The sequence below is a fragment of the Rhizobium sp. 11_C7_N12_5 genome (assembly GCF_051811145.1).
GTDB classification, from domain to species: Bacteria; Pseudomonadota; Alphaproteobacteria; order Rhizobiales; family Rhizobiaceae; genus Rhizobium; species Rhizobium lusitanum.
In genome coordinates this window covers 1-21,999 of record NZ_JBPWPY010000002.1, presented here as the reverse complement: position 1 = coordinate 21,999, position 21,999 = coordinate 1, and the positions used below count along the sequence as shown (strand labels likewise).

Annotated in this window: 18 protein-coding genes and 2 pseudogenes; 11 read left to right on the top strand and 9 right to left on the bottom strand. The window is 59.4% G+C overall.

Annotated elements, in window-relative coordinates; genetic code table 11:
- The first annotated feature begins 10 nt into the window (after positions 1–10).
- Together AB8B29_RS19270 and AB8B29_RS19265 are read left to right on the top strand one after the other, a co-directional pair.
- On the top strand, positions 11–1,282 hold the full coding sequence (locus AB8B29_RS19270) for an MSMEG_0569 family flavin-dependent oxidoreductase (protein ID WP_092573613.1): 1,272 nt from the start codon (positions 11–13) through the stop codon (positions 1,280–1,282).
- 2 nt (positions 1,283–1,284) lie between these two features.
- On the top strand, positions 1,285–2,145 hold the full coding sequence (locus AB8B29_RS19265) for a Pnap_2097 family protein (RefSeq protein WP_092573614.1): 861 nt from the start codon (positions 1,285–1,287) through the stop codon (positions 2,143–2,145).
- Positions 2,146–2,151: 6 nt separating this feature from the next.
- Here the strand turns inward: AB8B29_RS19265 and AB8B29_RS19260 are convergent, their stop codons facing one another.
- The 5 genes from AB8B29_RS19260 to AB8B29_RS19240 form a co-directional block, all read right to left on the bottom strand.
- Entirely contained in the window at positions 2,152–2,931 is a 780-nt protein-coding gene (locus tag AB8B29_RS19260; RefSeq protein WP_037193072.1) for a class I SAM-dependent methyltransferase, read from the bottom strand.
- A gap of 366 nt (positions 2,932–3,297) precedes the next feature.
- Positions 3,298–4,290, bottom strand: a complete 993-nt coding sequence (locus AB8B29_RS19255; protein WP_092573615.1) for an alpha/beta hydrolase family protein — start codon at positions 4,288–4,290, stop codon at positions 3,298–3,300.
- A gap of 41 nt (positions 4,291–4,331) precedes the next feature.
- Entirely contained in the window at positions 4,332–5,039 is a 708-nt protein-coding gene (locus AB8B29_RS19250) for a GIN domain-containing protein (protein ID WP_092573616.1), read from the bottom strand.
- A 32-nt stretch (positions 5,040–5,071) separates the two neighbouring features.
- Positions 5,072–5,644, bottom strand: coding sequence for a DUF1700 domain-containing protein (locus AB8B29_RS19245; RefSeq protein ID WP_092573617.1), 573 nt, complete (start codon positions 5,642–5,644; stop codon positions 5,072–5,074).
- Entirely contained in the window at positions 5,641–5,967 is a 327-nt protein-coding gene (locus AB8B29_RS19240) for a PadR family transcriptional regulator (RefSeq protein ID WP_034479266.1), read from the bottom strand. Before AB8B29_RS19240 ends, AB8B29_RS19245 begins: the two co-directional genes overlap by 4 nt.
- Positions 5,968–6,142: 175 nt before the next feature.
- Here AB8B29_RS19240 and AB8B29_RS19235 point away from each other — a divergent pair, with 175 nt between their 5' ends.
- The 7 genes from AB8B29_RS19235 to AB8B29_RS19205 all read left to right on the top strand — a co-directional run bounded on the left by AB8B29_RS19235 (position 6,143) and on the right by AB8B29_RS19205 (position 15,356).
- Complete coding sequence (locus tag AB8B29_RS19235) at positions 6,143–6,508, top strand: hypothetical protein (protein WP_092573618.1); 366 nt, start codon at positions 6,143–6,145, stop codon at positions 6,506–6,508.
- Positions 6,509–7,156: 648 nt separating this feature from the next.
- Positions 7,157–8,638 (top strand): M81 family metallopeptidase, encoded by a 1,482-nt coding sequence (locus AB8B29_RS19230; protein WP_092573619.1) that lies wholly within the window; start codon positions 7,157–7,159, stop codon positions 8,636–8,638.
- A gap of 80 nt (positions 8,639–8,718) precedes the next feature.
- Positions 8,719–10,239, top strand: coding sequence for an ABC transporter substrate-binding protein (locus AB8B29_RS19225; RefSeq protein ID WP_092573620.1), 1,521 nt, complete (start codon positions 8,719–8,721; stop codon positions 10,237–10,239).
- A gap of 21 nt (positions 10,240–10,260) precedes the next feature.
- Positions 10,261–11,202: an ABC transporter permease gene (locus AB8B29_RS19220; RefSeq protein ID WP_092573636.1), complete on the top strand. Its 942-nt coding sequence runs from the start codon at positions 10,261–10,263 to the stop codon at positions 11,200–11,202.
- The gene (locus tag AB8B29_RS19215; RefSeq protein ID WP_092573621.1) at positions 11,199–12,059 is read left to right on the top strand and encodes an ABC transporter permease; all 861 of its coding nucleotides are present in this window, start codon (positions 11,199–11,201) and stop codon (positions 12,057–12,059) included. The genes AB8B29_RS19220 and AB8B29_RS19215 overlap by 4 nt, the downstream gene beginning before the upstream one ends.
- 2 nt (positions 12,060–12,061) lie before the next feature.
- Complete coding sequence (locus AB8B29_RS19210; RefSeq protein ID WP_092573622.1) at positions 12,062–13,873, top strand: ABC transporter ATP-binding protein; 1,812 nt, start codon at positions 12,062–12,064, stop codon at positions 13,871–13,873.
- Between the two features lie 205 nt (positions 13,874–14,078).
- Positions 14,079–15,356: a glycoside hydrolase family 5 protein gene (locus AB8B29_RS19205; RefSeq protein ID WP_092573637.1), complete on the top strand. Its 1,278-nt coding sequence runs from the start codon at positions 14,079–14,081 to the stop codon at positions 15,354–15,356.
- 59 nt (positions 15,357–15,415) lie between these two features.
- On the opposite strand, the pseudogene AB8B29_RS19200 reads toward AB8B29_RS19205, so the two are convergent.
- A pseudogene (locus AB8B29_RS19200) lies at positions 15,416–15,573 on the bottom strand (FCD domain-containing protein); the annotation flags it as partial.
- Positions 15,574–15,728: 155 nt separating this feature from the next.
- Here AB8B29_RS19200 and AB8B29_RS19195 point away from each other — a divergent pair.
- Positions 15,729–16,479, top strand: a pseudogene (locus AB8B29_RS19195) (IS5 family transposase).
- 358 nt (positions 16,480–16,837) lie between these two features.
- Positions 16,838–17,833 (top strand): hypothetical protein, encoded by a 996-nt coding sequence (locus AB8B29_RS19190; protein ID WP_092575427.1) that lies wholly within the window; start codon positions 16,838–16,840, stop codon positions 17,831–17,833.
- A gap of 509 nt (positions 17,834–18,342) precedes the next feature.
- Here AB8B29_RS19190 and repC read toward each other — a convergent pair.
- The 3 genes from repC to repA all read right to left on the bottom strand — a co-directional run.
- The gene (repC, locus tag AB8B29_RS19185) at positions 18,343–19,644 is read right to left on the bottom strand and encodes a plasmid replication protein RepC (protein WP_092575430.1); all 1,302 of its coding nucleotides are present in this window, start codon (positions 19,642–19,644) and stop codon (positions 18,343–18,345) included.
- 155 nt (positions 19,645–19,799) lie between these two features.
- Positions 19,800–20,801 carry a plasmid partitioning protein RepB gene (gene repB / locus AB8B29_RS19180; RefSeq protein ID WP_092575432.1) on the bottom strand — a complete coding sequence of 334 codons (1,002 nt, stop codon included), beginning with the start codon at positions 20,799–20,801 and terminating at the stop codon, positions 19,800–19,802.
- 4 nt (positions 20,802–20,805) lie between these two features.
- Positions 20,806–21,999: plasmid partitioning protein RepA (gene repA, locus AB8B29_RS19175; protein WP_037193099.1), on the bottom strand; the 1,194-nt coding region annotated here is incomplete at its 5' end.

The following is a 21,999-nucleotide window of genomic DNA, read 5'->3' as shown; positions in this document are numbered from 1 at the left end:
GGAACCAGCCATGACCTTATCGCTCAAGCCGCATTATAGCGCCGTCGTCATCGGTGGCGGCCAAGCCGGACTTTCGGCCAGCCATTATCTGAAAAAGCACGGCATCGATCACGTCGTTTTCGAGAAGAAGACCGTCGCCCACAAATGGAAGGATGAGCGCTGGGACGCTTTCTGCCTGGTGACGCCGAACTGGCAATGCCAGCTTCCCGACCATCCCTATGACGGCGACGACCCGCACGGCTTCATGATCAAGGACGAGATCATCGCCTATGTCGACCGCTTCATCAAAAAGGTGGATGCGCCGGTGCTTGAAGGCACGACGGTCAGCCTGCTCGAAAAGGTTGATGGCGTCTTCAAGGTGGAAAGCTCTGCCGGCACGGTCACCGCGGATTGCGTCGTGCTCGCGACCAGCCTTTACAGCGGGCCGTCGATTCCCCGGGCCGCCGAACGCCTCCCGGACGATATCCTGCAGATCCATACCGTCGACTACCGTAATCCCCGGCAATTGCCGGCGGGCTCCGTCGTAGTCGTCGGCTCCGGCCAATCCGGTTGCCAGATCGCCGAAGACCTGCATCTGGCCGGCCGCAAGGTGCATATGGTGACGGGCAACGCCCCGCGCTGCGCCCGCTTCTATCGCGGCCGTGACGTGGTGGACTGGCTCGCGGATGTCGGCCAATACGACATCACAGTCGAACATGACGGAATGACCAAGAAGAAGCACGATACCAACCACTACCTGACCGGCCGAGACGGCGGACGGGATATCGATCTGCGGAAATTCGCGCTGGAGGGCATGTCGCTCTACGGCCGGATGGACGGTATTTCCGGCGGGAAAATGCTCTTTGCGCCGAACCTGAAGGCCAATCTGGATAATGCCGACCGGGTCTATAACGGCATCAACGGGCTGATCGATCGGTACATCACCGAAAAAGGCATCGATGCGCCGCCGGCCAGTGTCTACACGCCGCTCTGGGAGCCGCCGATCGAACCGAGCGAACTGGATCTTGCGGCCGAGGGGGTGACGTCGGTCATCTGGGCGACGGGCTTCGACCCCGATTGGTCCTATGTCGGTCTGCCGATCTTCGACGGCACGGGTTATCCCGTGCAGCGGCGCGGCGTCACCGGCATCGGCGGCGTCTATGTGCTCGGCCTGCCCTGGCTCTGGACCTGGGGCTCCGGGCGCCTTCTTGCCGTCGGCAAGGATGCGGAGCATGTCGTCGATCATCTCGCCGGATACCTCGAGGGCAGCCAGCCGATCCTCAGACAGGCGGTTGGGCGCTGATCATGACCATTGCCGTCCTCGATGCCCAGCCACAGACGCCCTCAGCACGCGCGCTGATGGAGCGTGCGCTTGATCCATATATCCTTCTCGGCATGCCGCATCTGAGCCCTGCCGGACTGTCCGAGACCTGGCTCATGAAGGAACTCGGCCACCGGCACTGGCTGATGCTGGCGCGGCATCTCGGCATGGACAATGCGGATTTCCGTACCGCTGACGGCCGCGAGGTCTATGCCTCGATCTGCGCGACATCTATGACCGGCACGAAGCTTCAGCTTGCCCGCGCCAACGATGTGCTGGCCATTCGCTCTTCCCTGCATCGGATCTCGCGGACGCAATATTCGAGCCGGCATCATCTGAGCATCGGTGGCACCAGCATCGCGGACGTCGAACTGATCTCCGCCTTCGTCCGGCGCGACATAGAAGGCGACAATCGCTCGCTGGTGCGCGTCGAACATGCTCGCAGCAAGGGCGAAATACTTGCGACAAGCGAGCTTGCCGCCACGGCCGCCGCCCTTCGTCGCGGCACGGCACAGACACATCTCGGCATGACGCCTGCGACCGGGCGGCACCTGAAGAGTTTCAGGTTCAAGCCATCCATGGCAGAGGAATTCAACGGCGCGGGGCTCTTCTATTTCGCGGAATTCCAGGCGCTCATGACGCGCGCGCTGGAAGCGTGGTTTCCAGAGCGACGCCTTGACGTCGTGCGGCGGGACGTTTTCCTCAAAGGGAATATTGGAGCCCAGGACGCAGTTACCATCGAGTTGAGCGTCGTAAAGCCTGGCGATACCGGCATCGCCTGCCGTCTGCTTCGCCCAGATGGCACCGAGATCGCAATCTTGTTCGCGCTGCTGCGGGACGGCTAGCAGCATTCAGCCGTGGCGATAGGCCCATTCGGATAGCGCGCTCATGCCCAGCCGCTGCAGGAGCTCGTAGGCAACCCGGCGGTTGAGGGGATTGTGCAGCCGGATCACCTTCGAGCCGAGAAAATCCATCTCGGCGTGCTCGAAGGGCCTGAGATGCAGCGCCTCGCTGATTGCGGCCCGGTAGAAATCATGAAAGTCCCGCCGACAGACATAGGTCTTGTACTTCGTCATGCAAAAGGCTGAAAATGTGTCGCTGTTTCTTCGCAGGAAATCCGAGACGCCGATCGTCACCTCCGGCCAGGCGGGGTTGAACGTGTCGTCGAAGGCGATGATGCCGTGATCGGCCAGCACGCTTTCGGCCAGATGGCTGTCGGCAAGCACATGGCGGAGCAGATGACCGCCGTCGATGCTGAAGAAGCGGACATGGCCAATCTTGTCGATGATGGCTTGCGGATCGAGCCTGGTGCTGTCGCCGGAGATGACGAGTTCCTCGTCGACAGGGATGCCCAGCGACCTGCCATTATCGAGAAAGCGCTGATATTGCGCATCATTCTCTTCGATGTCGAAGAGGTCGATGGCAAGTACGTTGCTGTCAGGCGCACTGATCTTGCGCAGCAGAAAATAGGAGCGCCCATAATAGACGCCGATTTCCGCGAGACCGCCGAGCAGATTCTCTTGCCTTTGCCTTCCGATCAACGACAGGAAGACAAGGGCGTCGGGCGGATCGATATAACCATCGATTCTCTGAAGATCGCGAAACACAAATTTTCGAACACTCGACTCCAAAATCCAAAACCCCGCTGGTTTCTGTCACGCTGCCACTCGCTTGCCGTGCACCCTTTGGCGCCGATCAATCGAGTGAAAAACGCGCATATGTATCCCCAGGTCTCGCTTGAAAGCCGCATGATCACGGCGCCTCGCGGTAGCTGCGGCCCTCGGAAGCTGGGATGAGATTGCGCCAAAGCGAGCGCCATTACCTAATATTCCGGCTTTTCTGTCGCTTGGCGGATAGCAATGCGCTGATTGGATAGTCCCGTCGGATGCCTTCAACCCGGCGATCGCGGCTCGGCGCCAATGATGCGTAGACGCAGATTGCTGGGTGGGAAGCCCGGAGAAGCCTGGCATAAGAATGCGGAGGGAACGCCAGGCGTTTCATTCAGCCAATTCGGAGCGGAAAAACCGTACCAACTCTTGATTTAAACTCTCCTGAAAAGAGGCTCGATCAAACCCGGGCTGATCCATGCAGCTCTCCAGATTGAGAGCCCCAGCAGCTTTGCTACAAGGCTTTAGAAACGAGTAGTGCCTGGCGTCCCTGACATCATGAACAGCGATTACACGAGGGAGGTATCGTTGCAGATATCCGACGTTGCTTTCGAAGGGAACGACATGATCCTCACTGCCGCCCCAAAGCTCGACGGGAATTTTGATCTTGCTGAGCGAGCTCGGATCGAAGGAGAACGCCCAGCCGGGCGATACCAGTACCGCCGCCTTGATGCGAGCGTCATGCCGCCATTCCGACGCCATCCGCGCCGCTACCTGCGGTCGCGACAGGACCGCCGCGCTGCCCTGTTGGCACACGGCTTCCACCGGGTCGGCGGCGCAATGAAGCGTGAAAAGCTTCCAATCGGGAATGCCGCCGATTGCCACCAAGCCGGTGAAGCCGCCAGCTGAAAAACCATAAAAACCGATCTCGGATTTCTCCAGATGCTCGCGTCCTGGCCATGTTTGCATCATGTAGTCCAGAACCCGGCTTGTTTGGCGGGGACGATTCAGCAGAATTTGCACGACCTTGTCGCCACTGTCTTTATAGTTGTCTCCTGGATATGTCAGGGAGACAGCGACAAACCCTGCCTTTGCAAGGACAAGGGCCGATTCCGACCGATCGCTAAAGTGCCCCGCGCTGCCGTGGGAAAAGATGACCGTGGGTAGGTGATCACCCGTGATTTCACCGTTGACGGCAACGGTTTGCGCGACATCCCCTAGAGTTGTCGGCGCCGCGACGGAGTTGCTTGGGTACCAGATACCCAATTCGATCGGTCTGCCTATATCGTCCGGAATGGACAGGTATTGAAAGCCAACGGCGCCTGCGGATCCGGCGACGAAAAACGGGAACATGATCGCCAGAAATTTCAACAGCCATTTCATGAAGAACCTCGTAAACTTCCGATGATCACGAACAGCCGAGGCTACGGCACCTGGACGATGCGGCCACTGCCCCTGATTTCCGAGCGCCGCAGGATCGGGCGACCGAACAGCTCGACATTGCCGCTTCCGGAAATCGAGATGTCCGCATCCGCCTGCGCGGACAGTTGTGCGTCGCCGCTGCCGCGAATGTCTATCTGCACGGATTTGGCAGCCAGGTCCTTGAGCCGCGCCGCGCCCGAGCCGGAAATGTTCAGCCCCACGGTATCGGCGGCTCCGGTGGCGGCTACGCTGCCGCTTCCCCGAATGCTCAGCCGCAGCTGCGGCTGATTGATCTGCGACAAGGTGAGATCGCCGCTGCCGAGCAGTTTCCAGTTTGATATCGCCGGCCCCGAGAGACTGACATCGAGCCGGGAGTCGAGCCAGCCCGGATCGCAATCCAAGCTCAACTTGCCGCCTTCCATCCGCACGTGGTCGATAAGTGCTGGATCGCCGCTGACCACAGCTTCCGCCTTATCCCCCGGCTGATAGCGGACCGAAGCCGGCAGATCGATCGTCAGATTGTCGGTGGCAGTGAAGGGCAGGGTAACCTGCTGGCTGGTGGATGTGGCTGATCCGCAGCTGGATTGCCTCGCACCCCACAAATGTCTTGCGTCGGCCCAATCCCGCCCGGAAAGCCCGATACCCAGCGCCAGAAGGACGATTGCACTGATCGATCCCGCTGTCGCGACGAATGCCAACTTGCCAGTCATTGTCGTTCCTTCAACGCAGTGTGATGAAATGTTCAAAAGCCGTTTTGGTCCGGTTGAGCCAGACGGAAATGCAGCCGGGCATAATGGCCGAGCATTCGTATGCTCGCGCCCAGTCCCATCAACAGCAAAGCGCCGCCGCCGAGCAGGCAACTCACAAGTCCGGCCCCGATGAGCAAGCGCGCTATTGTTCCAATCACCGGCCCGCCAAGATGGAACAGCAATGTGGTGAAGATGATCTTCACACCGACCGCGCCGATGGCCGCCAAGGCGATCGCCAGGCCGAACGCAACGAAGATCGCCACGATCAGCAGCGGCAGCAGGAAAAGCACGTCGACGATCGCAAGGCCGGCCAGCGCCATCGCGGCCGCCAGCAGATTCGACACGCTCCAATGGGCCTCGAAACGACGCAGCCCGGATTCGGCGCGCAGCTCCCTGGCGATCCTGGCCGGATCGCCCAACGCAGCCGCAACGTCCTGCTCGCTGCGGCCCGAAGCATCGGATTCGGCGAAATGGGCGGCATAGTCTGCGATGATGTCCTCGATCTCCTGAGGCGGCATACCGGCAAGCCCCAGTCTCAGCGTGCGCAAGAAGGCGTCCCTGGTCATGGCAAATCCTCAAGAAGTTTGTCGACTGCATCCGCAAAGGAGCGCCAGTCGCGGCGGTGAGCTTCGAAAACCGTCTGGCCCAGCGGCGTGAGCCGGTAATATTTTCGGGGCGGCCCGTTGCTCGACTCGACGATTCGGGTGGCCACCAGGCCGTCGTTCTGCATCCGGCGCATCAGCGGATAGATCGTGCCTTCCCCCATGCCGACGGCGGCGACCAGGGTGCTCGCGATTTCATAGCCATAGCTTTCGCCCCGCGACAGCACGGCGAGGACGCATAGATCAAGGGCGCCTTTTCGCAATTGAACTTGGATCGAGTCGGTCATGAATGCCTCGGATTTACCGCATGCATATAACAAGCTATCTGTTTATGCAAGGTAGTAGGTGATTTCGCGATATGGCCGCGCGGAATTCGGTGGTGGTCGCTCATGTCAGCCCCCGATTGCCGCGGATGCGATACCGAGGCTCACGACGAGTACTGCTCGCTAACGGAGTAATCATATGATCCGCCTGAGCTTCATCCTTGCCGTCTTCCTATGTTTTACGACCTCGCTGGCGCATGCCGTCGGCTTCCAATTCATCGAGGTTCCGGCCGATGGGCCGCTCACGGCGCTGAAGGGAGGGATCTGGTCTCCGTGCACTCGACCGGCAAGTGAGGTAAAACTCGGGCCCGTCGTCATGTCTGTCGCCAAGGATTGTCCGATCTCGGGCGACAAGCTGCCGCTTGTCGCTATCTCGCATGGCAGAGGCGGAACGATTTATCCTGGCCGCCTATTCCAAGGCCATGCCCGGCTGAAGATCCCACCACTGAGATCAGCGGCTCTGTCAGACGTTGAACCTGCAAGAGATTACTCGGCCATTCCGTAGGTCCTGCTTCGCTTTGGAGCTATGGGCACGTCGCCGATGCCGCGGCGCCCATGCAGCCTGCGTTCATCGGTTTACACGAATTTTCAGCCATCGCATCGATGTAAATAGAAGCTGATCCCGGGCATTTATGAACGGATTCCGCGGCCGGATACGATGAGGCGGCGGCTGAAAAAGCGTGCCCGATAAAGGCAACAACAACCGCGCCACACTTGGACCGAAGCGAGCACTCCGATCCCCGCTTCACATTGAAGACGCTCACCAATTCCGGGTGATGATGGCAGGTCCACCATTCAAGGTCATGTCGCTGATGAACGTCGCCAAGCTTCCCGAGGAAAGATTTACATGCTGAAAAGCGTTTTCATAAACATCGGATTGCGAAAATAATTTACATGAATAGGCGTGATTTTACACGCGCCTCGTTGACATCGGTGGCAAAAACCGCATCATTAAGAAAATAAATTACACTTTGAATAGCGGGCCGGGTGAACAGCACAGCTACAAGCTCCTTACAAAACACAGGCGGACGTCGCGGAGCATGTCAGCCATGACCACACAATCAATCTTGGGGCGTCGCGATATGCCGCATGCGAGATCGGGCCGTTGCCTGCCCTCGCGCCCCAAAACGCAAACGAGTTCGGATCGTCAATAATGCGCATTTTCACGGCCTCGCTTGCCACCGAGACAAACACCTTTTCGCCTGTCCCGACGGACATGCACGCCTTCAAGGCGGCCTTTTATGCCGGGCCGGGCGAGCATCCCGAAACCCCAACCCTGTGTTCCTCCGTCGTTCCGATCCTGCGCCGCCGTGGCCGCGCGGAAGGCTTCACCGTCATCGAAGGCACCTCCTGCTGGGCCGAACCGGCGGGCCTCATCCAGCGACAGACCTATGAGACGCTGCGTGATCAGATTCTTGGCGAACTGAAGGCGTCGCTGCCCGTCGACGCCGTTGTCCTCGGACTACACGGCGCCATGGTCGCGCAAGGCTATGACGACCCGGAAGGTGATTTCCTGTCGCGGTTGCGTGCCATCGTCGGACCGGATGTGCTTGTCGCTGCCGAATTCGATCCGCATAGCCACCTGACCGCGCAGCGCGTCGCCAATCTCGACATCATGGCCACCTTTCTGGAATTCCCGCACACGGATTTCGAGCAACGCGGCGAGCACGTCGTCGAACTGGCCCTGCGGACGCTACGCGGCGAGATCAAGCCGGCAATCTCGACCTTCGACTGCCGCATGATCACCATTTATCCGACCAGCCAGGAGCCGATGCGCTCCTTCGTCGATCGCCTGAAGGCGATGGAAGGCAAGGATGGCATCCTATCCATCTCCGTCATTCACGGCTTCATGGCCGGCGACGTGCCCGATATGGGCACGCGCATTGTCGTCGTCACCGACGATGACAAGGCCAAAGGTAATGCGCTTGCGCAATCGCTCGGTCATGAGCTTTACGGTCTGCGCAAGCACGTCGCGATGCCGATGTTCGACACCGAGACCGGGCTCGACCGCAGCGTCGAGCTGCGCGCGGCCCACCCGGAAACGCCCGTCGTTGTCGCCGATGTCTGGGACAATCCCGGCGGCGGTGTTGCCGGCGACGCCACCCACATTCTGCGCCGGATGATCGAGCGCGGCTTCGACAATATCGGTGTCGCGACGATCTGGGATCCGATCGCCGTATCGTTCTGCCATGCGGCCGGCGAAGGGGCGCAGCTCGATCTTCGCGTCGGCGGTAAATCCGGCCCGCAGGGCGGTGAGCCGCTCGACCTCGATGTCACGGTCTTGCGCCTGTTCGACGCCGGCTGGCAGAGCTTTCGCAACAGCCGCGTCACGCTCGGCAGCGCGGCTGTCGTGCGCCCCGTCGGCACCTCGATCGACATCATACTGATTTCCAGCCGGACGCAGACTTACGAGCCGGACATTTTTTCCAATCAGGGCATCGATTTCTCCGGCAAATCTTTCCTGCTTGTGAAATCTACCAATCATTTTCACGCGGGATTCCAGCCGATCGCTTCAGAGATCGTCTACATCGCCGCACCGACCTCTTACCCGACGGATCCAGCAACGACGCCCTACCGCAAGGCGAGCCTCGAGCTTTGGCCACGCGTCGCCGATCCGTTGGGCCTCGAAAGTTGAAAACGAGCCGGACGAGACCGGCCGCAGACATGCCGACTAACGAACATAGGGAACACGCCCGAAGGGCGGCCAAAAAGAGGATGATGATGAAAAGCGCATTTGTTCTGATCACGCTGGCCATGCTTGCCGGCACCAGCAATCTGGCGATCGCCCAGGCCTCGGACGGGGTCTTGACCGTCGCCACCATCGGCGAGTTGCCGACCCTCGATGCCATGCAGACGCCGACCGACATCGTGCTGACGGTCGACCAGCATATTTTCGAGACGCTCTATACCTATGACGCCCAGTGGAAGTCCGTTCCGCTGCTGGCGGCCGCCATGCCCAAGATTTCCGACGATGGTCTCACCTACCGCATTCCGCTGCGCGAAGGCGTCAAGTTCCACGATGGCAGCGACTTCGACTCCAAGGATGTCGTTGCCTCGCTGAAGCGCTGGATGAACGTCAATTCCAAGGGCAAGCAGGTTGCTACGATCGTCGACAGTCTGACGGCCGACGGCGATCACGCCGTGATCATCAAGCTCAAGTCGCGCTATGCGCCGCTGCTGGCAACCCTGTCCCAGTCGTCGATCATTCTCCCTTCCGAAAAGGTCGCCGATACCCTTACCGATTTCATCGGTACCGGCCCCTATATGCTCAAGGAGCGCAAGCCCGACCAGTATACGCAGCTCGTGCGCTTCGATGGCTACAGATCGCCCGAAGGCGAGCCGAATAACTACGCCGGCAAGCGCGAGGCCGTCGCCAAGGAAATCCGCTTCGTGCCCGTGCCCGACGCCAATACCCGCGTCGAAGGCCTGATTTCCGGACAGTTCGATTTCGCCGACTCCCTGCCCGTCAGCGCCTATGAGCGCATCGAAAAGAGCGGCAACGCCAAGCCCGTCATCTTCAAGGATGCCGGCTGGGTATCGCTCAACATGAACATGAAGCAAGGTCTGCTGGTGAAGAAGCCGCTGCGCCAGGCGGTGCAGGCAGCGCTGAACTCCTCTGACATGATGCTTGCCGCCTTCAACGACCAGCGCTTCTTCAGCGTCGACGGCGCCTTCTTCCCGAAGGGATCGTTCTGGCACACCGACGCCGGTGTTGTCCGTTATGGTGAAGGCGATCCCGACACGGCGGCAAAGCTGCTGAAGGATGCTGGCTATGACGGCACGCCGCTGCGGCTTTTGACCAGCCGCCAGTATGAATTCCACTATAAGATCGGCGAAGTCGCCAAGGCCTATCTGGAAGCCGCCGGCTTCAAGGTCGACATGCAGGTCGTCGACTGGGCAACGCTGACGACCCGCCGCGCCGACCCGAAGGAATGGGATATCTTCATCACCCATTCCAACTTCCCCGGCGATCCGACGACGATCAACACGATTACCGACAGCTATCCGGGCTGGTATGTCTCCGACCAGAAGACCAAGGCCGTTTCAGCCTATATGGACGCGACGAGCGACGACGCGAAACAAAAGGCATGGGAAGGCATCCAGACCGTGATCTACGACGATGCGCCTCTCTACAAAGTCGGCAACTTCAACGCACTTTCCGGTATTTCCGCGTCGATATCAGGCTATACGCCGACCTATTGGCCGCATTTCTGGAACGTCAGCCCGAAGAAGTAAGGCTTAAAGCACATGGCAAAGATCGCCCAGGCGCTTTTGCGACGTCTTGGAGGCATGGTGATCGTGCTCGCGCTTGTCGTGACTGTTGTCTTCGTCATCGTCCGGGTCACCCCGGGCGATCCGGCGGCCGTCATGCTCGGGGCCGACGCCACGCCGCAGGACATTGCGCAATTGCGGGCAAAGATGGGGCTCGATGCGCCGCTGCTTGTCCAATATGTCCAGTTCATATTGGGCCTGCTGAAGGGCGACCTCGGGCAATCGATCTTTCTCAACCAGCCGGTCACGCAGGCGCTGGCGGCTCGCGCCGAGCCAACCTTTTTCCTGACGCTGTTCTCCATTCTGATCGCCATTGCGATCGCGCTTCCCGTTGGCATCATCTCGGCGGTCAAGCGGGGAACGATTTTCGATCAGGTCGTCGTTGTTCTCACCATGGTCGCTGCAAGCGTTCCTAGCTTCTGGCTTGGCCTGATGCTGATCCAGATCCTGGCCGTCGGACAAGGCTGGTTTCCGGCCTCCGGCTATGGCGGTCCTGACACGGACTTCCTCGAACGGCTGCACCATCTCATCCTGCCGGCGATCACCTTGGGCGTCGTCAATTCGGCGATGATCACGCGCTTCACCCGGGCCGCCATGCTCGACGTGCTCGGCGACGACTACGTGCGCACCGCCCGCGCCAAAGGGGCGAGCGAAAGCCGCGTCATCCTGAAGCATGCGCTCAAAAATGCGATGATCCCGATCATCACCGTCATCGGCCTCTCCGTCGCCATGCTCGTTGCCGGCGCTGTCGTGACCGAAACCGTATTCGGCCTGCCCGGCGTCGGCAATCTCGTCGTCTCCGCCGTTCTGCGGCGCGACTATCCGGTGATCCAGGGCGCGCTTCTGGTCGTGGCCGCCATCTACGTGCTCATCAATTTCATCGTTGATATGCTCTATATTCTCGTCGATCCGAGGGTCCGCCTATGACGCTCGGCTCTTTCACCCTTCCCTTTGCATCGAGCCTGCGCCGCCTCTTCGGCAATCGCGCCATGCTGTTCGGCGCCATCATTCTGCTTGTCGTCATCCTCGCCGCCATCCTGGCGCCCTGGATCGCGCCTTACGCCCCAAACAAGCTTTCCATCGTCAACAAGCTGAAGGGACCGTCCATGGCCCATATCTTCGGCACCGACGAATTCGGTCGTGACATCTTCTCACGCGCAATCTTCGCAGGCCGTGTCTCGCTGCTCGTCAGCCTCGGCGTGGTCTGCATCTCCACCGTTATCGGCGTATTTCTCGGCGTTATCGCCGGATATTTTCGCAGGCTCGATGCGCCGATCTCACGCCTGCTCGATGCCATGATGTCCTTTCCCGACATTCTTCTTGCCATCGCGCTCGTCGCGGCGCTGGGGCCATCGCTGGTCACGGTCATCCTGGCGCTCGGCATCACCTATGCGCCGCGTCTCGCCCGCATCGTTCGCGGTTCGACGCTCGTTCTGCGCGAACTGCCCTATATCGAAGCGGCGATCTCAATGGGCCTGCCGACCTGGCAGATCCTTGGCCGCCACATCCTGCTCAATCTGGCATCGCCCATTCTGGTGCAGGCGACCTTCGTCTTCGCCTCCGCCATGCTTGCCGAAGCAAGCCTCTCCTTCCTCGGCGTCGGCGTCTCCTCCGATATGCCGACCTGGGGAACCATGCTCGCTTCCGGCCGGGAATTCATGAACAACGCACCCTGGCTCATGGTCTTTCCGGGCCTTGCCATCGTCTTCTCGGTCCTGTCGCTGCAATTGCTGGGTGACGGCCTGCGCGATCTGGTCGATCCGCGCCTTGCAAAGGAGAGCTGATCATGGCGGACACGATCCAACCGGTTCTCTCGATCGAAAACCTGACGACCTCGTTCAAGACGGCCGAAGGCTGGCGCGCCGTCATCCGCAACATCAATCTGCAGGTTTCTGCCGGAGAAACGGTTGCCATCGTCGGCGAATCAGGATCGGGCAAGAGTGTCACGGCGCTGTCGACCATGCGCCTGCTGCCTCCGGGCAAAGCGCGCTGCGAAGGCAAGATCCAGCTTTTGGGCAAGGATCTCCTCGCCGTTTCGGAAGCGGAGATGCGCTCCGTTCGCGGCGGCTCTATCGGCATGATCTTCCAGGAGCCGATGACCTCGCTCAACCCGGTCTTCACCATAGGCAACCAGATCGCCGAGGCGCTGGTGCTGCACCAGAAGCTTTCCTGGAAGGCGGCCGAGGCCGAAGCCTTGCGGCTGATGGAGCGCGTGCGCATTCCGGCGGCAAAGTCGCGGCTTAACGAATATCCGCATAAATTTTCCGGCGGCATGCGCCAGCGCGTGATGATCGCCATCGCGCTCGCCTGCCGACCCAAGCTCCTGATCGCCGACGAACCGACGACGGCACTCGACGTCACCATCCAGGCCGAAATCCTCCACCTCATCCGCGAACTGCAGCGTGAGGAGAACATGGCCGTCCTCTTCATCACGCACGACATGGGCGTGGTGGCGGAAGTGGCCGATCGCACGGTCGTCATGTTCCGCGGCGACATGATCGAGACCGGCGTCACGACGGATATTTTCGCGGCACCGAAGGAAATCTACACGAAGTCGCTGCTGGCCTCGATCCCGCGCCTCGGCACCATGGGCGAGACCGAGTCTCCGCGGCGCTTCCCGGAAGTCGACGCCAAGACCGGCGAGGTCACGGAAGGCCGGGAGATGAAGCCGGTGGCGCAGAGCATTGCGCCGATCCTCAAGGTGGACAATCTCGCCGTCCGTTTCGATCTGCCGAATGGCCGCGTTCATGCTGTCGAGGACGTCTCGTTTGATCTTCGGCCGGGCGAAACACTCTCGCTAGTTGGCGAATCCGGCTGCGGCAAGTCCACGACCGGGCGCACGATCATGCGCCTCATCGAAGCGACGGCTGGTTCTGTCGCCATTGACGGCAAGGACGTGACCAAGGCGGGAACGAAAGAGCTGCGCGCGATGCGCCGCATGGCGCAGATCATCTTCCAGGATCCTTTCGCCTCGCTCAACCCACGCATGACGGTCGGCGCAGCGATCATCGAACCCATGCTGTCGCACCGGTTGATGGACCGGCGGGAAGCGAAGGAGCGCGTCGCCGAGCTGCTCGATCAGGTCGGCCTGTCGGCAGCCGTCGCCAGCCGATACCCGCATGAATTTTCCGGCGGCCAGCGGCAGCGCATCTCCATCGCCAGGGCACTCGCACTCAACCCACGATTCATCATTGCCGACGAAGCGGTGTCGGCACTCGACGTTTCGGTCAAGGCGCAAGTCTCCAACCTGCTGCTCGACCTGCAGGAGAAGCACGGCCTTGCCTATCTGTTCATCTCGCATGACATGGCCGTCGTCGAACGGATGAGCCATCGCGTCGCCGTGATGTATCTCGGCGAAATCGTCGAGATCGGCCCTCGCGCCGCTATTTTCGACACTCCGCAGCATCCCTATACCCGCCGCCTGATTTCGGCCGTGCCGATCCCGGACCCCACGCGGCGCGGCTTGCAGCCACCGTCGCAACGCGAGGAGATCAGGAGCGCGATCAGGCCCCACGACTATGTGCCGCCGAAGCGGAGCTACCAGGAAATATCGCCCGGACATTTCGTGCAGGATACGGCCGCCAGCTGGACAGAGTGAGATCCGCAGCGCAGCCGGCTAATGTCATATCCGCAGGATATTCACACGGAATATTGACGCGACCGGCTCGACTATCGATGACAGCGCAATGCTTCATGTGCATCCGTTGCTTCGGTGCCTGCTCAAAAGCCGCGCCCGCGTTATGTTGATCATTCACGCCATATCGCGCCCACATAGCGTCAAACTTTTGAGGGACTGGAAGTTCATGAGACATCTTCCACGTTTGCTGACCATCCTGCTTGTCGTTTGCTTGGCCCCGTCTGCATCACCTGCGCGCGCGCAGGGATTTGTTCATGCCGACCATCAACAGATCGTGGACGCTCAGGGCAATCCGTTGATCCTGCGTGGCCTGAACCTTGGAGGCTGGATGGTCCAGGAGGGCTATATGATGGGGCTGTCCAATCTGAAGGCGCAACATGTCATCCGTGGCCGCATTGCGCAGATCATTGATGAGCGGAAGACCGAGATATTCTATCAGTCCTGGCGCGACAACGCCGTGACGAGAGCAGACATCGACGCGATGGCCAAGTGGGGCTTCAACAGCGTGCGCCTGCCGATGCATTGGAATCTGTTTATCAAAGATACCCCCGGCAAGGCTGCAAAGGGCGGGATCGTCTGGAACGAAGAAGGCTTCCGGCGCGTCGACGCGCTGATCGCCTGGCTGAAGGCCAACGACATGGTGTTGATCCTCGATCTGCATGCGGCTCCCGGCGGGCAGGGCCATGACATCGCGATTTCCGATCGCAACCCGCGCAAGCCCTCTCTCTGGGACAGTCCCGAAGACCAGAGGAAAATGATCGCGCTCTGGAGTGAGATCGCCCGGCGCTATAAGGATGAACCGACTATTGCCGGCTACGACCTGCTCAACGAGCCAAATTGGGGATTTCAGGACAAGACCGATAAAGGCGGCTGCCGCGAAACCGGCAACGAGCCGCTGCGCGACCTCTACGAACGCACTATCCATGCAATCCGGGCGATCGATACCAATCATATGCTGATCATCGAAGGCAATTGCTGGGGCAACAACTACGCCGGCCTGTTGCCTGTTGCCGATCGCAATACGACACTGAGCTTTCACAAATACTGGACCCCGACGACGCAAGAGTCGATCGAACCTTTCCTGAGGCTGCGTGAACAATACGACATGCCGTTGTGGAACGGCGAATCCGGCGAAAATAACAATGGCTGGTATGCACGCGCCGTCGCGCTGCAGGAAAAAAATGGCATCGGCTGGGCCTGGTGGCCGTTGAAAAAGATAGGAGCGGGCAACCCGCTTGAAATCGAGGCTGGGGCGGGCTACCGCCGCTTGTCCGCCTATCTTCGTGGAGAAGGCGAGAAGCCTCCGGCCAAGGCGGCTTTTGCCGCTCTCATGCAACTGGCAGCCGACAGCCGTTTCGACAGAAATGTGCATCATCGAGACGTGGTCGACGCCCTGTTGGGAACCTTGCATCGCGACAAGACGATGCCGCTGCAAGCGCAGTGATAGGAATGCGTCTCTGTGAAGATGCGCCAGCATTTTGCAGACCGTTCTTACGACAGCAATCAGATCGCGCTGCGCATCCGCTCCCAGGCGTTGGCGAGATGACGGCCGAGAACCTCGGAAAGCCGCGCCTCGTCGCGTGCTTCCAACGCGGCTATCATTTCCTCGTGGTCGGCGACGGCCACCGCCCATTTTCCGGACCTTCATGGCCGATGAAGCGGAAAAAAGCATCGGCTGTCCCGATGCCGGCGCCGTCTCTTTGGCAATGATAGCCGGCTGCGTCGCTGCAACGCTCGCTAGGTTCCAAACCCAATCATGCATTTGATTTTGCTTGAACTGTATGATTCAATCTGGATATTTGAAGGAGATTGGCTCATGGCAGGAGAATTCTGGCTTGATGATCAGCAATGGGCAGCGATTGAACCGCTGCTTCCAACCAATCAGCCTGGAGCACATCGTACCGACGACCGCCGCGTGATCAGCGGTATCATTCATGTGTTGAAATCCGGCTGCCGCTGGCAGGACTGCCCGCCCTGCTACGGCCCGGCGACGACGATCTACAACCGGTTTCATCGATGGTCAGCGCGGGGCGTCTGGCGTCACCTGTTCGAGGCTTTGGTCAAAGCGGACGATACAGAGATCCAGATGATCGACAGCACGACTGCCAAGGCCCATCGTTCGGCCGCTGGCGGAAAAGGGGGGCGCTTGCCGAGGGCATTGGTCGCTCGCGCGGCGGCAGAACGACAAAAATCCATGCTGTTGTCGATGGTTGCGGCCGTCCCATCGCAGTCGAAATAACCCCCGGACAACGTGGCGACGCTCCCATCGCCGCCAACCTGCTTGCACCCCTGCCGCCCAGCCGTTTATGCGCAGCCGATACTGCTATGACAGCGATGCCTTTCGCCGCTTCCTCATTCAGCGAGGAACCTGCCCCGTCATCCCAAACAATCCAACCCGCAAACGCATCCAGCCTTTCGATCCGCAGGCCTATAAGCGAAGAAATATCATCGAACGCATGTTCTGCCGTCTCAAGGACTGGCGCCGCGTCGCAACACGATATGACAAGCTCGCCATCAACTTCGCAGCTACATGCTATATCGCTGCCACCATCATATGGTGGGTTTGATTGAGTCTCCACCCTAAGGCAAGATGCCCTTCAGCCGTAAGTGGTCTGCCGGATTCAGCTGGTCTTATTTGCGCCTTTTTGGGCAACGAATTGTGGCACGGAAATGCACGGAGCAGATTTGATGACGGGCCTGTGATGACCGCTGATATTTTCGATTCTTGTTAGGTCTCTCTTCAACAAAGCGATGCACAATTATGAATGCCGAATCTTAAGTCATAGCGGCCGGACTTGCGGGAAAGCAGCTGGCGATGGCGCCCTGGGCTCTGCGAGATGGCTGCAATGGTTCGATCGTCGCTGCTGCCTCTGGCCGGCGGCGAGACAAGCAAGTTCAAAAGGTTTTAACAGGAGATCTGATCCAGTGCGGTTGAGAACTGCCCTTCGAAGCGTTGCCAAATCACTCGGCTTCTGCTTGCTCGCCTTCTCGGCATCGACGCCATCAATCGCAGCGCAGCGACAGTCGGACATTCCGGAATGGTTGAGCGCCTATGTGGGCGAAGGTGACGGCCAAATCGCGCAACCGATCCTGCAGAGGGCGCGCGCGCTTTACATGCGAAAGGTGAGCGAAGGCAAGGTCAGGAATCCCTGCTACTTTGTTATGGATGCCACGCGCCCGAACGATCCCGGCGATGGCAAATCGGGAGGCCGCTTCTATATCGTCTGTGAAGCCACCCAGACGTTCCGTGTGGTTTCGTCCGGACACGGCAGCGGCCGTGATTTGAAGGGCGTCGTGGATTTCGGCAACGGGCGGATGTGCGCCAGGAACTTCGGCAATGCGATGGATTCGAACCTAACTGCCGGCGGCTCCTACATGACCGAGGAGACGAAAACGACCTTCAAGGGCTACTATCCAATTTCCCAGACGAAGGATGCTGCATATCTTCGCACCTTCCTCCAGTTCGATGGCGAGGGCGAGACCGCCAATGCGCGGCAACGCGCGATCGGAGGACATGCAGCTGCAAAGGTGGCCGGCATATGCATGAAGAAAGATCCGCAAAGCCCCTATGCCAACCGTGACGGATACGTCCCCCTTGGAAAGCTGGTCGAGTATGCCGGCGGCCGCAGCGATGGCTGCACGAGCTGGGCAGCGTCGGACGCGAGCCAGATCATCTCCATGGTGAAGGACAATCCGACGACGCTCTACATCTATCCTGAGTCAGCCGATATAAACGCCGTTGCCAAAGCCGTGGCTGCCGGTCGTTCACCATCGAAGGCTGGATTGTACTGGAACGATTCCTGCCTGAAAGCAATCGGCGCTCCGAAATTTTGGCCAAAGGAAACCCTCGAGCCGATCATCGCCCAGTATAAACAGGATCACCCGGCGCCGCCGTCCCGACCAATACCGATCTGCCAATAGCGCTGACGTTTGTCCCGTGGCGAACCTGGCAATTAGATGCGTCTGCTTCGATGCGCAAGCAGACCTCCCTCTCCTGCTCCTGAACTGCCCGGAACCGACCGCGCGGTGCTTGAGGCATGGATTTTCTCTGCATCCTGACATCCTGGTTGGTTTTGGGGGCGAGTCATAGTTGGCAATGTGCTCGCAGTTGAAAATGTGTGGACATTTGCCGGCAAAAACGGCATAAAAGTGCAGGAATTGGTCAGTGCATGTAGCCTTTCTCGCCCGTAATTGGTCTCTGCTACTGTATTTGGCCCACTTGGTAGTCAATTGATTTTATTGAAACAAATCCTCCAAGTAGAAGCTATAACTTCCTTTCTTACCGCCACGTCCGCATAGTCCATACAGGCTTGTCTGTCGAGCTGACCAACTTCGCGGATCAGGTAGACATTTCGCGTGCCCTCTTTGTGTGAAAACGGATCCCCAGATCCGCCGGGGGAGAGACTTGCGGCATTGAAGACGGGGCATGGCTAAGCCACCTTTTGTGTGGCTGAAGCTGCATTTGCGCGTAGAAGGCTCATTAACATAGGACCGATCGCGAACTCTCCTCTTTGCGTTCGCCGCGTCAAATCTCGTAGATAGGCGCCAGCCGACTTTATATGGGAAGCTCGTTGGAGGATGCAGGCGATCACGGTGGCGGTGTTTTCAAGCCCCATGACGGTACATGCCTCCTGATGGGCGGTAGGGCTGATATCAAGCATCGATTTCACGATCACAGAGGCGGCCAGCAAATCGCGCCAGCCGTTGATCTGTCCGGCCGGACTATAGGCGGCAATTTCGGGGCAGGCTCGTAGAACGAGGTCGAGCGGAAATGATTTCAACTCAGTACAAGCGACGCCTAGGCTTTCAGAACCATGGCGTGGGGGCATTTGGGGTCTTGTTTGGCGAACGGCAGTGGGGGCGGCAGCCCTGGTGGAGGCTGGTTGCGGCTGTGTATCGGGTTCGTTTGTGCGAGCGGCTTGTGGTGCTTCAGATTCAGTTGAGGATTCGGAGTCTGAATTCTGTATGTGGCGCTCATTTTGATAGGGATTGCCGCCTAGTTCTATTGCTTTTACGTGTTTTTCCAATCGGTTGACGATTTCGCCGTGCAGAGGGCCAAGCTTTTGGAGCAGGGCTTCCAATTCTGCTGTGCTGGGCGAGCGCGGAAGGCTCTCGATGAGGTCGCGAAAGCTGGAATGTGCGGCTTCCCAGTCGCCGTCGACCTGCTCGATGAGCGCCGTCTGGATCAGCTTTGTGATGTCGCGTCTGTAGAGGCTGATGCGTTCGCGTAGACCCTGGGTGTGGAGCCGCTCGGCGACGACTGCGGCAGCGAGATGTTCGATCTCCTCGGAACGATGGAGAAGAGGCGCCAGTGAGAAGCCGTAGGCCTCATTGACGTCCCCTGCCCTGCTTCTGCGGGCATAGCGCTTGCCATTGGGGCTGTCCCTGCGCACGAGGAGGCCGGCATCGATGAGCGCAGCGAGGTGACGTCGGATCGTTTGCTCGGCCATGCCATGGGCGCGCAGAGACAATTGCGCATTCGAAGGGAACACGACCAGACCGGCTTCATCCGAAAGCTCATTCTTCGGGTAGAAGCTCAAGAGCGCATTGAGAACGGCAAGCGCTCTATCCGTTATGCCGAGCAGGGGCTTGGCTTCGCAGAGCGCGCGATAGATTTTCCATTTGTCGGCGGACTTGGTGGGCTCGACATTGCAGGCTCTTTTCTGAGCTAACAACATGCCAAGCGTCATCGACCGCCGCCCGAAAGGCGTCGTTACGTATTCAGCTTCCATTTTTCCTTCACCTACGTTGAGGCAAAAGAAATCCGCTCATCAAAACGATGCCAAAGACTCTTGACTGTGATTCGGGGAAATGCGATTCTTGATTTGCTTAAGATCAGAGAAGGGCTTCCACGACGGCGTCGTTTGGGGGCCTTTTTCTTTTGCGGTTACGTTTCCTTTCCTTGCTGAAACTCATTGAAGAGAGCCTGTAGCCTCTCCTGTACGAATTGATCGAAACCGGGTGCGGCCTTGCTGTCGAAGACGAAGGTTGCCCGCGCCGGTGTTCTCTTAAGCGTGACAGGCACGCCGGCTATCTCTGATGGTGCCGCCGGTGGCTTGGCAGACACAGGCTTGCTGATAACCAGCGCCATTGCCTGCTGGAAGCGTTCATCGCTCGATAGCTTTCGGCAGTTGTCCGCGGACAACTCGGCGACGATCGGTTCAGATGCAACGCTTTCGAGACGTTCTCCGAGCTCCAGCCACCGTCGCCGGCCAATCTCGGGAGCTGGTCCGATCGCGCTGATAAGTGCCAAAGGCACCTGCCTGGTAACGATCAGCATCTTGGAAAGCGCGGCCTTGTCCACGCCCAGCGCGGCCATGATGATATCCCTGCCAAAACCGCGCTGCTCGAGCCGCAGCGCAAACAAAGCGCGCTCAACATAGGACAGGTTCGTGCGCGCACTGTTTTCCTGGCCCTGGCTCACGACAAGCTGATCGTCGGTGAGCTGCCGCACGACGGCGCGCACCTTGATGCCGAGCGCCTTTGTTGCGGCCAGCCGGCGATGCCCGTATGCGACCTGATAACGTCCCTTGGCTTCCAGATGCGGGCGCACGAGGATGGGAACCTGCTGGCCGTGTTCGCGGATCTGCTCCACAAGTTGGCCAAGTTCAACAGGATCTACCTCAAGGCGATCGGTGACGAACGATCCGTCGATAAGGTCAGGATCGATATCAATGATCGTTTGACCCTCCGCCAGCTGCCGTTCGAGGTCGCTGGCCCGCTCCATCTTTTCCGTGATGTTTCCGAGCGTCCTGGTGATGCCGCCCACCGGACCGCCGCTTCTCTGCTGCGGCAGGAAGCCGGCGATGGGGCGATTGTCTTTCGCTGCAACGGCATCGGCGCGCCCCGTATTCGGAGCTGAAATCTCAATCAGATTCTTGCGCGCCATCTATCTATTTCCTTCCCCATGTTGAACGGATGTGCGTCTCGATCTCGCCGTTCACGAGATTGAGGGAATCCAGAGCGCGGTCGTAGGTGCCCCTTGTGAACTGGGCTCGTTCGACTTCGTAAAGGGTTTGTTTCGTGACGCCGGCATCGGCGACAGCCGTCGATTTGACCATGGCGTTGTGGAGCATGCGATTGCCGAAGATCGCCTTCATGAAGCCGGTCATCTGGCTTTGCGGCCCGTCATTGGGCTCAAAGCGGGTGACGAGATAGCGCATCCAGTCGTAGCTGGTACGCCCGCCTGCCCTTTCGACGACGGTCATGAGTTCGCTTGTCATGGTCAGGAACTGAGACATGGACATCACGTCGAGCATCTGCGGATGAACGGTAATCAATATCGACGTCGCGGCGCAGAGCGCCGACATTGTCAGAAAACCGAGCTGCGGCGGGCAATCAATGACCACGACATCGTAGAAGCTTTCGATTTCGGTTAGAGCCTCGCCGATGCGCGCGAAGAACATCGTCTCGGCTCTGCCAGCCGCCATTGCTCGCGGTGTTTCGTGCTCGAACTCCATGAGTTCGAGATTGCCGGGGATCAGGTGCAGGTTCGGCGTATAGGTCGACCGAACGATGTCGGCAATCGGCCGGGGCTCCTCGTAGCGAATGGCGCCATAAAGCGTCTCGCCTTCGCCGACATCGAGCTCAGGCTGATGTCCGAACAACGCTGAGAGCGAAGCCTGCGGGTCGAGATCGATGGCCAGCACTCGATAGCCTCTCAGCGCCAGATATTGCGCGAGATGGGCGGCTGTCGTCGTCTTGCCGGAACCGCCCTTGAAATTCATCACCGAGATGATCTGGAGTTTTTCCGCTCCCCGGCGCCAGGGCACATATTTCGGGGTGCCGTTCCGTTCATCGAGAACTTTACGGATTCGATCCATATCCTCGGCGGTATAAAGCCGGCGTCCATTTGCAAGCGGATCCGGTCCATGGCCATCGGCAGCGATCTGGCGAAGATAGCCTTCTCCAATGCCGATAAAGGCGGCAGCTTCAGCCGGCGAAAATGTCCGCATCGTCTTTTGCGACTGAGGCGGAAAGAGTTTTGCCTGGTGTTGCTGGAGCTGGTAAGACAGCTCCAGCGCGTCTGTTGCCAGAAGCGTCGGAAGATGCTCTTGGTCGTCTTGGAGTACGAGACTCGGCTGCAT